The sequence below is a fragment of the Simplicispira psychrophila DSM 11588 genome (assembly GCF_000688255.1).
GTDB classification, from domain to species: Bacteria; Pseudomonadota; Gammaproteobacteria; order Burkholderiales; family Burkholderiaceae_C; genus Simplicispira; species Simplicispira psychrophila.
Genome location: NZ_JHYS01000012.1, coordinates 85,609 through 99,073 on the forward strand (window position 1 = coordinate 85,609; position 13,465 = coordinate 99,073).

A 13,465-nucleotide genomic window follows, 5' to 3' on the forward strand; every position below is an offset into this window, starting at 1 on the left:
GGAGCGCGCAACAACAGCCCGGGGGGCTTAGTCGGCAGCGGTGGCGGCGTCGCCTATATCGGCAGAGGCATCGAAGTCTTCACCGGGGCCGGCCATTTCAGCGGCCTCGGCTTCGGCAATGGCGCGGCGCTCGGCGTCATCCATGGCGTCCTTGACCTTGCGGGCTTGGTGGTAGGCCATGCCGGTACCGGCAGGGATCAGGCGACCGACGATGACGTTTTCCTTCAAACCGCGCAGCTCGTCGCGCTTGCCCATGATGGCAGCCTCGGTGAGCACGCGGGTCGTTTCCTGGAAGGAAGCGGCCGAGATGAAGGAGTCGGTCGACAGCGACGCCTTGGTAATACCCAGCAGCAAGTTGGTGTAGGTCGAAGGAATCTTGCCCTCGGCCTGCAACGCGTCGTTGGTGTTGAGGATTTCTGAGCGCTCGACCTGCTCACCGACGATGTAGTTGGAGTCACCACTGGCTTCCACCACCACGCGGCGCAGCATCTGGCGCACGATCACTTCGATGTGCTTGTCGTTGATCTTCACGCCTTGCAAGCGGTAAACGTCCTGCACTTCGTCAACGATGTAGCGCGACAGCTCTTCAATACCCAACAAACGCAGAATGTCTTGCGGGTCGGCCGGGCCGTCCACAATCGATTCGCCCTTGTTGACCACCTGGCCTTCGTGCACCAAGATATTTTTCTCTTTGGGCACCAGCTCTTCGGACACTTTGCCTTCAGGGTCGGTGATCTGCAGGCGAATCTTGCCTTTGGTCTCCTTACCGAACGACACCGTACCGGTGCTCTCCGCCAACGTGCCCTTGTCCTTGGGCGTACGCGCCTCGAACAACTCGGCCACACGGGGCAGACCGCCGGTAATGTCGCGGGTCTTTTGGCCTTCGATAGGGATACGGGCCAGCACTTCGCCGGGGCCCACTTCCATACCATCACGCACTTGGATCAGCGCGCCAATCTGGAAGCCGATGGTCACCGAGTGGTCGGTGCCAGGGATCTTCACTTCGTTGCCAGTGGCATCGATCAGCTTGACCTGTGGCTTGACCACCTTGGCAGAACCACGGCGCTTGGGATCGATCACCACCAAGGTCGAGAGACCTGTCACATCGTCCACCTGCTTGGCCACAGTGAGGCCTTCTTCGACGTTCTCAAACTGCGCCTTACCGGCGAACTCGGTAATGATCGGGCGGGTCAGTGGATCCCAAGTGGCCAAAATTGTGCCGGCCTTGATAGTCTGGTCGGATTTGACCGTCAGTGCAGCGCCGTAAGGCACTTTATGGCGCTCACGCTCGCGGCCATGCTCGTCCTGAATGGTGATTTCGCCAGAGCGGGAAATCACCACCAGATCGCCCTTGCTGTTGGTCACGTAGCGCATCGTGGCGTTGAAGCCGATCACGCCGTTGGACTTGGCTTCGACGCTGGAGGCAATTGCTGCGCGCGAGGCCGCACCACCGATGTGGAAGGTCCGCATGGTCAGCTGCGTACCGGGCTCGCCAATCGACTGTGCCGCAATCACACCGACGGCTTCGCCGAGGTTGATCAGGCCGCCACGACCCAAGTCACGGCCGTAGCAACGGGCGCACAAACCAAAGCGGGTTTCGCAGTTCAGTGCCGTGCGCACTTTCACTTCGTCCACACCAGCGGCTTCAAATTCGTCGATCAGATCTTCGTCCATCATCGTACCGGCCGGGGTCAGTACGGCACGCGTTTCCGGGTGCAGCACTTCTTCGGCGGCGGTGCGACCCAGGATACGGTCGCGCAACGATTCGATGACCTCGCCGCCTTCGACGATGGCGCGCATCAATGCGCCATTGGAGGTGCCACAGTCTTCTTCCGTCACCACCAGATCTTGTGTCACATCGACCAAACGACGTGTCAGGTAACCCGAGTTAGCCGTCTTCAACGCCGTGTCAGCCAGACCCTTGCGGGCGCCGTGCGTGGAGATGAAGTACTGCAACACGTTCAGGCCTTCGCGGAAGTTCGCGGTGATAGGCGTCTCAATGATCGAGCCGTCGGGCTTGGCCATCAGACCCCGCATACCGGCCAACTGGCGAATCTGCGCGGCAGAACCACGCGCGCCGGAGTCGGCCATCATGTAGATGGAGTTGAACGACTCTTGATCGACTTCGTTGCCGTGGCGGTCGATAGTTTTCTGCTTGGCCAGCTGGGCCATCATCACCTTGGAGACGTCGTCGCCGGCCTTGCCCCAGATGTCCACCACCTTGTTGTAGCGCTCGCCGGAAGTGACCAGACCCGAGACATATTGCTGCTCGATTTCTTTCACTTCCTTCTCGGCGGCGTCGATGATGCCGACCTTTTGCGGTGGCACCAGCATGTCCTCGATAGCGATCGAGATGCCCGACTTGGTCGCCAAACGGAAACCGTTTTGCAGCAGCTTGTCGGCAAACACCACCGTCTCTTTCAAACCGCATTTGCGGAACGAGACGTTGATCAGCTTGGAGATTTCCTTCTTCTTCAGCGCACGGTTCAGGTTAGAAAACGGCAGGCCTTTGGGCAGGATTTCCGACAGCAGCGCACGGCCGGCGGTGGTTTCCACAATGCTGGTCGAGGGCTCGAACTCGCCGGTGGCCTTGTTCTTCGTCCACTCGGTCAGGCGCACGTTGATCTTGGCGGTCAAGTCCACTTCGCCGGCGTCGAGCGCGCGCTGCACTTCGCCGGTGTCGGCAAAGATCAGACCTTCGCCCTTGGCGTTGATCTTGTCGCGGGTGGCGTAGTACAAGCCCAGCACCACGTCTTGCGACGGTACGATGGAGGGCTCGCCCGACGCCGGGAACAGCACGTTGTTCGACGCCAGCATCAGCGTGCGCGCTTCCATTTGCGCTTCGACCGACAGGGGTACGTGAACCGCCATCTGGTCACCGTCGAAGTCGGCGTTGAAGGCCGCGCAAACCAGCGGGTGCAGTTGGATGGCCTTGCCTTCGATCAGGATGGGCTCAAACGCCTGGATACCCAAACGGTGCAGCGTAGGCGCACGGTTCAGCATCACCGGGTGCTCTTTGATGACCTCTTCCAGGATGTCCCACACGACGGGCGTGCCGGATTCGACTTCTTTCTTGGCCGCCTTGATGGTGGTGGCGATGCCCATAGCTTCGAGGCGCGAGAAGATGAACGGCTTGAACAGCTCCAGCGCCATCAGCTTAGGCAAACCGCACTGGTGCAGCTTGAGTGTGGGGCCAACGGTAATCACTGAACGACCCGAGTAGTCGACGCGCTTGCCCAGCAAGTTCTGGCGGAAGCGGCCCGACTTGCCCTTGATCATGTCGGCCAGCGACTTGAGCGCACGCTTGTTGGCGCCGGTCATGGCTTTGCCACGGCGACCGTTGTCCAACAAGCTGTCCACGGCTTCTTGCAACATGCGCTTTTCGTTGCGCGCAATGATTTCTGGCGCTTTCAGCTCCAGCAAGCGGCGCAGACGGCTGTTGCGGTTGATGACGCGGCGGTAAAGGTCGTTCAGGTCGGAGGTGGCAAAACGGCCACCGTCCAGCGGCACCAGCGGACGCAGGTCCGGTGGCAACACCGGCAGCACTTCCAGCACCATCCACTCAGGCTTGATGCCCGACTTGCGAAAGGCTTCCAGAACCTTGAGGCGCTTGGAGTTCTTCTTGACCTTGACTTCGGAGCCGGTCAGGTCGCCGCGCAGGCGTTCGATTTCGCTGTCGATTTCAATCGAATCGAGCAGGTCGCGAATACCTTCGGCGCCCATCTTGGCGACGAATTCGTCGCCAAACTCTTTGGTCTTGGCGTCGTAATCGTCCTCGCTCATGATGCTGAATTTCTTCAGCGGCGTCATGCCGGGGTCGGTGACCACGTAGGCCTCAAAGTACAGCACGCGCTCGATGTCACGCAGCGTCATGTCCAGCACCAAGCCCAAGCGCGATGGCAAGGACTTCAAGAACCAGATATGCGCGCAAGGCGCAGCCAAGTCGATGTGACCCATGCGCTCGCGGCGCACCTTGGTTTGCGTGACTTCAACGCCGCATTTCTCGCAGATCACGCCGCGGTGCTTGAGGCGCTTGTATTTACCGCACAAGCATTCGTAGTCCTTGATAGGACCAAAAATCTTGGCGCAAAACAAGCCATCACGCTCGGGCTTGAAGGTGCGGTAGTTGATGGTCTCGGGCTTTTTCACCTCGCCGAAAGACCAGGAACGGATCTTCTCAGGCGAAGCCATGCCGATGCGGATGGCATCGAAATGCTCGTCCGGTGTAAATTGCTTGAACAGGTCGAGTAGGGATTTCATAAAACTCTTTGCCTTTTCAATTAAGAACGCTCAAGCTCGATATCGAGCCCCAGCGACCGGATTTCCTTGACCAGCACGTTGAAGGATTCCGGCATACCGGCTTCAATCGTGTGCTCGCCCTTGACAATGCTTTCGTACACCTTGGTACGACCCACCACGTCGTCGGACTTGACGGTGAGCATTTCTTGCAGAACGTAGGCGGCGCCATAAGCTTCCAGCGCCCACACTTCCATTTCACCGAAACGCTGACCACCGAACTGCGCCTTACCACCCAGCGGCTGCTGCGTGACGAGAGAGTACGGCCCCGTCGAGCGGGCGTGCATCTTGTCGTCCACCAAGTGGTGCAGCTTCAAGTAATGCATGTAGCCGATGGTGGTCGGACGCTCAAACAGGTCACCGGTGCGGCCGTCGCGCAAGTAGGCTTGCGTGCGGCTGGCCGTCAGACCCTTGCGGGCGGCGATGTCGTCGGGATAAGCAATCTTCAGCATGTCGCCGATTTCTTGCTCCGAGGCACCATCGAACACCGGCGTGGCGTAAGGCACACCGTTGGTCAGGTTGCCTGCCATGGCCATGACTTCGCTATCGCTCAGCACCGAAAGATCTTCCTGGCGACCGCGCGAGTTGTAGACCTCTTCGAGGAAAACGCGCATTTCTGCCGCCTTGGCTTCGTCTTGCAGCATATTGCCAATGCGCTGGCCAATGCCCTTACCGGCCCAGCCCAAATGCACTTCCAGCACCTGACCGACGTTCATGCGCGAAGGCACTCCCAGCGGGTTCAGCACGATGTCGGCAGGCGTGCCGTCGGCCATGTAGGGCATGTCTTCGACCGGAACGATCTTGGAGACCACACCCTTGTTACCGTGGCGGCCGGCCATCTTGTCGCCGGGTTGCAGGCGGCGTTTGACGGCCAGGTAGACCTTGACCATCTTCAGCACGCCGGCGGGCAACTCGTCGCCCTGCGTCAATTTCTTGCGCTTTTCTTCAAACGCCAGATCGAAGCTGTGGCGCGTTTGCTGCAACGAGTTCTTGATGGATTCGAGCTGTGCTGCCACCTCGTCTTCGGCCGGACGGATGTCAAACCAGTGGAATTTTTCCACCGACGACAGATACGCCTCGTCGAGCTTGGTGCCCTTGGCGAGTTTTTGCGGGCCGCCATTAGCGACGCGGCCCAACAGCAGCTTTTTGATACGGTCAAAAGCGTCGGCTTCAACAATGCGCAACTGGTCGTTCAGGTCCAGGCGGAAGCGCTTGAGCTCATCGTCAATGATCTGCTGGGCGCGCTTGTCGCGCTGGATGCCTTCGCGGGTGAAGACTTGCACGTCGATCACCACGCCTTGCGAGCCTTGGCTGACGCGCAGCGAGGTATCTTTGACGTCTGAAGCCTTCTCGCCAAAGATGGCGCGCAGCAGTTTTTCTTCGGGCGTGAGCGTGGTCTCGCCCTTGGGCGTGACCTTGCCAACCAGCGTGTCGCCGGGCATGACTTCGGCGCCGACATAAATGATGCCGGACTCGTCCAAACGGTTGAGCTGCTGCTCGGACAGGTTGGGAATATCGCGCGTGATTTCTTCGGCACCCAGCTTGGTGTCGCGTGCCATCACCACCAACTCTTCGATGTGGATCGAGGTGTAGCGGTCTTCGGCGACGATGCGCTCGCTGATCAGGATCGAATCTTCGAAGTTGAAGCCGTTCCAGGGCATGAAGGCGATCAGCATGTTCTGACCAATGGCGATCTCGCCAAAGTCGGTCGATGCACCGTCGGCAATCACGTCGCCCTTGACCAGCTTGTCACCCTTTTGCACGATCGGGCGCTGATGGATGTTGGTGTTCTGGTTGGAACGCTGGTACTTGATCAGGTTGTAGATGTCCACACCGACTTCACCGGCCACCGCCTCGGCGTCGTTGACGCGGATCACGATACGCGTGGCATCAACATAGTCCACCACACCGCCACGGGTCGCCGTCACCACGGTGCCGGAGTCCACCGCAGCCACGCGCTCGATACCGGTGCCGACCAATGGCTTTTCCGGGCGCAGCACCGGCACGGCCTGGCGCGACATGTTGGCGCCCATCAACGCGCGGTTGGCGTCGTCGTGCTCCAGGAACGGCACCAAAGATGCCGCCACGGAAACGATCTGCGCGGGTGACACGTCCATGTACTGGATGCGCTCAGCGCCGACCAGCACCGACTCGCCCTGCTCCCGCGCCGACACCAGGTCACCGGTCAGGCGGCCTTCGGCGTCCAGCGTGGCATTGGCCTGCGCAATGATGTATTTGCCTTCTTCAATGGCCGACAAGTAATCGATCTCGTTGGTCACCTTGGCATCGGCCACACGGCGGTACGGCGTCTCGATAAAGCCGTACTCGTTCAGGCGCGCGTACAGAGCCAGCGAGTTGATCAGACCAATGTTGGGACCTTCAGGCGTCTCAATGGGGCAGACGCGGCCGTAGTGGGTCACGTGCACGTCACGCACTTCAAAACCGGCACGTTCACGCGTCAGGCCGCCTGGGCCCAGAGCGGAAACACGGCGCTTGTGCGTGATTTCGGCCAGTGGGTTGGTCTGGTCCATGAACTGCGACAGCTGCGAAGCGCCGAAGAACTCTTTCAGCGCCGCAGAAATCGGCTTGGAATTGATCAGGTCGTGCGGCATGAGCGGATCTTGCTCAGCTTGGCCCAGACGCTCTTTCACGGCCTTTTCAATGCGTGCCAAACCGGTGCGGTACTGGTTTTCGGCCAGCTCGCCAACGCAACGCACGCGGCGATTGCCCAAGTGGTCGATGTCATCCACTTCGCCATTACCGTTGCGCAGGTCCACCAGGATCTTGACCACGGCCAAGATGTCTTCGTTGGTCAGCACCATCGGGCCGGTCGCGCCTTCGTTGCCCACCTTGGCATTGAACTTCATGCGGCCAACGCGCGACAAATCGTAGGTGTCGGGGTTGTAGAACAGGCGCTGGAACAGCGCTTGCACCGCGTCTTCTGTCGGCGGCTCGCCAGGACGCATCATGCGGTAGATGGCAACGCGGGCCGCGAATTCATCCACGGTTTCGTCCGTGCGCAGGGTCTGCGAAATGTACGCACCCTGATCGAGCTCATTGGTGTAGATGCACTGCAGATCTTTAACGCCCGAGCCACGCAGCTTCTTCAACAGCGCTTCGGTCAGCTCTTCATTGGCCTTGGCCAAAATTTCGCCAGTGTCCGTGTCTACGATGGCACGGGCCACCACACGGCCGACTAGGAAATCTTCCGGCACGCTGATGTGCATGGTGCCAGACTGCTCCAGCTCACGGGTGTGGCGTGCGGTCACGCGTTTGTCTTTAGCGACAACCACCTTGCCGGCCTTGTCGGTGATGTCAAAACGGGCCACTTCACCGCGCAGGCGCTCGGAGACAAACTCCATTTGCGCGCCGCTGTCCATCAGGCGGAAGTTGTCATTGACAAAGAAATTCGCCAGGATCGACTCGGGATTCAGACCAATGGCCTTGAGCAGGATCGTAACCGGCATCTTGCGGCGACGGTCCACGCGGAAGTAAAGGATGTCCTTGGGGTCAAACTCAAAGTCGAGCCAGGAGCCACGGTAGGGGATGATGCGCGCTGAAAACAGCAGCTTGCCCGAACTGTGCGTCTTGCCCTTGTCGTGTTCAAAGAACACACCAGGCGAGCGGTGCAGCTGGGAAACAATGACCCGCTCAGTGCCGTTGATGATGAAAGAGCCTTTTTCGGTCATGAGCGGAACTTCGCCCATATAAACCTCTTGCTCTTTCACTTCCTTGACCACTTTGGACTGCGAAGTCGATGACTCACGGTCGTAAATGATCAACTGCACCTTGGCGCGCACAGCGGAAGCAAATGTCAACCCACGGGTTTGGCATTCACGCACGTCGAAAGCAGGTTTGGCCAAGTTGTATTCGAGAAATTTCATCTCGACAAAGCCATTGTGCGAGACAATCGGGAAAGCAGCAGTGAAAGCCGCTTGGAGGCCTTCAGTAGTGCGTTTTTTGGGAGCTACGCTGGCTTGGAGGAATGCGGTGTACGCGTCCTTCTGCATTTGCAGCAGGTAAGGAACTTCTAGCACGCTATCGCGGCTGCCGAAACTTTTGCGAATTCGCTTGCGTTCGGTATAGGAATAGGCCATGAGATCTCCGGGCAAAGACTTGAGTCCTGGGTCTGCGACGACTGACCCGCAGGGCGGCACACCCTGCGGGCTTGGCGGTTGGCCACTACCAACCATGGCGGACAGCGATGCGTTGCACATCGCCCGAACCAAGGCATCTCCTGCTGTCGGGTTTGACAGAAGACACTAAAAAACACCTTCAAGATATTTTTTGGTGTGCTCTATAGCACCAACACTACTCTATATTTTCATTTCATAAGCGGCAAAAGGCTGGGAACCCTTTGCAGAGTCCCCAGCCTTCATATGGAACTGATTACTTCAGTTCAGCCTTGGCGCCAGCGTCTTCCAGCTTCTTCTTGGCTGCTTCAGCGTCAGCCTTGGAGATGCCTTCCTTCACGGCCTTGGGAGCGCCGTCAACGACGTCCTTGGCTTCTTTCAGGCCCAGACCGGTGATTTCACGCACAGCCTTGATCACCGACACCTTGTTGGCGCCAGCTTCGAGCAGTATTACGTTGAATTCGGTCTGCTCTTCAGCCACAGCAGCAGCAGCGCCGCCAGCAGCAGGAGCGGCCATAGCGGCTGCGCTCACGCCAAACTTCTCTTCAATGGCCTTCACCAAGTCATTGAGTTCCAGAACCGTCATGCTGTCCAGCGCGGTCAAAAATGCGTCTTTGTCGAATGCCATTTTGATTTCCTAACAAATTTGTTGGTTAACTGTCGGGCGCTCAGGCCGCAACAGGTTCGGCTGCCTGCTCGGCAACGCCTTCGCTTCTCTTGGCCGCCAAGGCGCCCAGCACAACGGCCGTACGCGACATGGGGGACATCAGCAAGCCACACACCTGTGCCAGCAACACTTCCCGCGAAGGAATGTTGGCCAGTTGCTTGACGCCGTTGACGTCCAAAGCCTTACCACCGAAAGCGCCTGCGCGAATCACCAACTTGTCGTTGGTTTTCGCGAAGTCGGCCACCACCTTAGCGGCGGCCACTGCGTCTTCAGAGAAGCCATAGATCAGCGGACCAGTCATCTGGTCGGCCACCACGTCAAACCCGCTACCGGCTACAGCACGGCGGGCCAGGGTGTTTTTCAGAACACTCAGGCTCACACCTTTGCTGCGTGCATCGGCGCGCAGTTTGGTCATGTCGGCGACCGTGATGCCACGGTATTCCGCAATCACAAGCGTTTGAGCTTTAGCGGCGAGGCTGGTCACTTCAGCAATGACCGCTTCTTTCTCACTGCGATTAAGACTCAAGGTCTACTCCTTAAAAAGTGCAATCAGGGCGACTGCCCCTCCCACACGCTCTTGTTGCAGCGACCAACTGTTGAGGAAAATTTCCATCTGCAGCGGGATCGCCATCTGCGTTGGCCCCAAGGGATTTAAGCGCATTGCTTATGTTTATGCATGCACACCAACGGTCTTGGATGGCCCGGCACATTACTGCACCGACCCACCACCGAGGCACGTTTCAGTGCCTCAAGATTTCACGCGCTTACGCTGCGATGGATTGTGTATCGACACGGACACCCAGACCCATAGTCGAAGACAATGCCACCTTGCGCAGGTAAAGACCTTTGCTGGTCGCAGGCTTGGCCTTGGTCAGCGCATCAATCAGCGCAGCCAAGTTGCCTTGGAGCTTGTCGTTGTCAAACGAACGACGACCGATGGTGCTGTGAATAATGCCGCCCTTGTCAACGCGGAACTGCACCTGACCCGCCTTGGCGTTCTTCACTGCCGTAGCCACATCAGGGGTTACCGTGCCCACCTTAGGGTTAGGCATCAGGCCACGTGGGCCCAGAATCTGACCCAGCGTACCGACGACGCGCATAGCATCGGGGGCGGCGATCACGATGTCGAAAGGCATATCACCCGCCTTGATCATGGCGGCCAAGTCGTCCATACCAACGATGTCAGCACCTGCAGCCTTAGCCTCTTCAGCCTTGGCGCCTTGGGCGAACACCGCTACGCGGGTGGTCTTGCCCGTGCCATTTGGCAGAACAACAGCGCCGCGCACCACTTGGTCAGATTTTTTGGCATCCACACCGAGCTGCACAGCCACGTCGATGGACTCGTCGAATTTGGCAGTCGCTGCCTCTTTGACGATCACGACAGCTTCAGCAAAAGCGTACAGCTTAGTGCTTTCAACTTTACCTTGCAGGGCTTTTTGTTTTTTGGTCAGCTTGGCCATTTACACGCCCTCCACGGTCACACCCATCGAACGGGCGGAACCAGCAATAGTACGAACTGCAGCGTCGAGGCTGGCAGCGTTCATGTCTTTCATCTTGGTATTGGCGATCTCTTCAAGCTGAGCGCGCGTGATCTTGCCTACCTTGTCACTGTTGGGCTTGGCGGAGCCCTTGTCCAGCTTGATGGCCTTCTTGATCAGGACAGCCGCAGGCGGGGTCTTGATGATGAAGGTGAAGCTCTTGTCTGCAAACGCCGTGATGACCACGGGCAGCGGCAGACCTGGCTCAACGCCTTGGGTCTGCGCGTTGAACGCCTTGCAGAACTCCATGATGTTGAGGCCACGTTGGCCCAGTGCAGGACCAATAGGTGGGGATGGGTTGGCCTTACCAGCTGGAACTTGCAGCTTGATAAAACCGACGATTTTTTTCGCCATGCTTTACTCCTTGCGGGTTTTAACGCTTGGCACTGCGGCGCAATGCTCGGCTCCCCGGGGGTTAACGACTCAAACTCAAAGCGCCGTACTGAGCCGAAAAGTACGGGCCAAAATCAGCTGAAAAACTTAGGTTTTTTCAATCTGGCTAAATTCGAGCTCTACTGGAGTCGAGCGGCCAAAAATCATGACAGAAACGCGCACGCGGCTCTTTTCATAATTGACATCTTCCACAGAACCATTGAAATCAGTGAACGGACCTTCTTTGACACGCACCAGTTCGCCCACCATAAACTCCACTTTATGGCGTGGCTTTTCCGTACCTTCCTGCATTTGACTGACGATTTTCTGAACTTCTTCCTCAGAAATCGGTGCAGGACGATTCTTGGCTCCCCCTACAAAGCCAGTAACTTTGTTAGTGTGCTTGACTAAGTGCCAACTCTCGTCGTCCATAATCATTTCGACGAACACGTAACCTGGGAACAAACGGCGCTCCGTAGTTTTGCGTTGGCCATTTTTGATTTCGACCACTTCTTCGGTCGGCACTAAGACACGACCAAATTTGTCTTGCATGCTGGCGCGCCCGATGCGCTCGGCAATATTACGCTCTACCGCTTTTTCCATGCCAGAATATGCATGCACGATATACCAGCGCAGATCCGGGTTGCCCAAGGCAGCATTGCCAAGAACACCTGCGACACCAGACATCTCAACTGCAGCCGTCATTTATTTTCTCCAACCCAGAATGAGATCGTAAAACACCCATTCCAGAGTTTTATCAGTAAACCAGAGGAACAGTGCCATCACCACGACAAAGGCAAAAACATATGCCGTCATTTGTACAGTTTCTTTGCGGGTAGGCCAGACAACCTTCTTGACCTCGCGCCAAGCATCGCGAGTAAAAGCAACCAAACGCTTGCCAGACTCGGAAATCAGAAAAACACCGACTGCAGCAGCCAAACCTACCAGCAATGCACCCCACTGAGCAATAGATCCTTGCTTACCCAGCAAATAAAATCCAGCCACCGACGCCACGACCAAGACCGCCACAGCGGTAAACTTGACTTTATCGGCACCAGAACTGACAGTTTCAACCTGTGACGTAACCATTTTTGGCTTATTCCTGCTTCGATTCTCAGCATCACTAAAGACGCCGAAGCCCGCCAGATACTGGTGGGCTTTGATTTGCGCCACATTCAAGTGGCAGGGGCAGTAGGAATCGAACCTACAACCTTCGGTTTTGGAGACCGACGCTCTGCCAATTGAGCTATACCCCTTTGAAACTTACGCGATGATTTTGGCAACCACACCGGCGCCGACAGTGCGGCCACCTTCGCGGATAGCAAAACGCAGGCCTTCTTCCATGGCGATGGGGTTGATCAGCTTGACAGTGATCGACACGTTATCGCCAGGCATGACCATTTCCTTGCCTTCAGGCAACTCGATCGCACCGGTCACGTCCGTTGTGCGGAAGTAGAACTGGGGACGGTAGTTGTTGAAGAAAGGCGTGTGGCGGCCGCCTTCGTCCTTGCTCAGCACATAGACTTCAGCGGTGAAGTGCGTGTGTGGCTTGATCGAACCGGGCTTGCACAGCACTTGGCCGCGCTCGACGTCTTCGCGCTTGGTACCGCGCAAGAGCAGGCCGACGTTGTCGCCCGCTTGACCTTGGTCCAGCAACTTGCGGAACATTTCCACACCGGTGCAGATGGTCTTGACGGTGTCTTTGATACCGACGATTTCGATTTCTTCACCGACCTTGATGATGCCGCGCTCAATACGGCCCGTCACCACGGTGCCGCGACCGGAGATGGAGAACACGTCTTCCACAGGCATCAGGAAAGCACCGTCGACCGCGCGGTCAGGCGTGGGGATGTAGGTGTCCAGTGCTTCAGCCAGCTTCATGATGGCTTCTTCGCCCATCGGGCCAGTGTCGCCTTCGAGGGCCAGCTTGGCGGAACCGCGAATGATCGGGGTGTCATCGCCTGGGAAATCATATTTGTCGAGGAGCTCGCGCACTTCCATTTCGACCAGTTCGAGCAACTCTTCGTCGTCCACCATGTCGCACTTGTTCAGGAACACGATGATGTAAGGCACGCCCACTTGGCGGGCCAACAAGATGTGTTCGCGCGTTTGTGGCATAGGGCCGTCAGCAGCCGAGCACACCAAGATAGCGCCGTCCATTTGCGCCGCGCCGGTGATCATGTTCTTCACATAGTCAGCGTGGCCGGGGCAATCGACGTGTGCGTAGTGGCGCGCACCTGTTTCGTACTCGACGTGCGAGGTGTTGATCGTGATACCGCGCGCTTTTTCTTCAGGCGCGTTGTCGATCTGCGAGTAGTCCTTGGCTTCGCCGCCGAATTTCTTCGACAGCACCGTGGCAATCGCTGCCGTCAGCGTCGTCTTGCCATGGTCCACGTGGCCAATCGTGCCCACGTTGACGTGCGGCTTGTTACGCTCGAATTTTCCTTTTGCCATTTTTC

9 protein-coding genes and 1 tRNA gene are annotated in these 13,465 nt (G+C 57.7%); all 10 read right to left on the minus strand.

Annotated features, from left to right (window positions below; all coding sequences use genetic code 11):
* Positions 1 to 27: 27 nt before the first annotated feature.
* The 10 genes from rpoC to tuf all read right to left on the minus strand — a co-directional run bounded on the left by rpoC (position 28) and on the right by tuf (position 13,460).
* Complete coding sequence (rpoC, locus tag Q390_RS0112675) at positions 28 to 4,260, minus strand: DNA-directed RNA polymerase subunit beta' (RefSeq protein WP_027996399.1); 4,233 nt, start codon at positions 4,258 to 4,260, stop codon at positions 28 to 30.
* Between the two features lie 20 nt (positions 4,261 to 4,280).
* Positions 4,281 to 8,393 (minus strand): DNA-directed RNA polymerase subunit beta, encoded by a 4,113-nt coding sequence (gene rpoB / locus Q390_RS0112680; RefSeq protein ID WP_027996400.1) that lies wholly within the window; start codon positions 8,391 to 8,393, stop codon positions 4,281 to 4,283.
* A gap of 292 nt (positions 8,394 to 8,685) precedes the next feature.
* A complete protein-coding gene (gene rplL, locus Q390_RS0112685) occupies positions 8,686 to 9,057 on the minus strand; it encodes a 50S ribosomal protein L7/L12 (protein WP_027996401.1) in 372 nt (123 codons plus the stop codon).
* 40 nt (positions 9,058 to 9,097) lie between these two features.
* Positions 9,098 to 9,622, minus strand: coding sequence for a 50S ribosomal protein L10 (gene rplJ / locus Q390_RS0112690; protein WP_027996402.1), 525 nt, complete (start codon positions 9,620 to 9,622; stop codon positions 9,098 to 9,100).
* Positions 9,623 to 9,860: 238 nt separating this feature from the next.
* Entirely contained in the window at positions 9,861 to 10,556 is a 696-nt protein-coding gene (gene rplA / locus Q390_RS0112700) for a 50S ribosomal protein L1 (RefSeq protein ID WP_027996403.1), read from the minus strand.
* The gene (gene rplK, locus Q390_RS0112705; protein WP_027996404.1) at positions 10,557 to 10,988 is read right to left on the minus strand and encodes a 50S ribosomal protein L11; all 432 of its coding nucleotides are present in this window, start codon (positions 10,986 to 10,988) and stop codon (positions 10,557 to 10,559) included.
* A 126-nt stretch (positions 10,989 to 11,114) separates the two neighbouring features.
* A complete protein-coding gene (nusG, locus tag Q390_RS0112710; RefSeq protein WP_027996405.1) occupies positions 11,115 to 11,711 on the minus strand; it encodes a transcription termination/antitermination protein NusG in 597 nt (198 codons plus the stop codon).
* The gene (secE, locus tag Q390_RS0112715) at positions 11,712 to 12,179 is read right to left on the minus strand and encodes a preprotein translocase subunit SecE (protein ID WP_156949899.1); all 468 of its coding nucleotides are present in this window, start codon (positions 12,177 to 12,179) and stop codon (positions 11,712 to 11,714) included.
* Positions 12,180 to 12,186: 7 nt separating this feature from the next.
* Positions 12,187 to 12,262: transfer RNA gene (locus Q390_RS0112720), tRNA-Trp, on the minus strand.
* 7 nt (positions 12,263 to 12,269) lie between these two features.
* Positions 12,270 to 13,460, minus strand: coding sequence for an elongation factor Tu (gene tuf / locus Q390_RS0112725; RefSeq protein WP_027996407.1), 1,191 nt, complete (start codon positions 13,458 to 13,460; stop codon positions 12,270 to 12,272).
* Between the last annotated feature and the right edge of the window lie 5 nt (positions 13,461 to 13,465).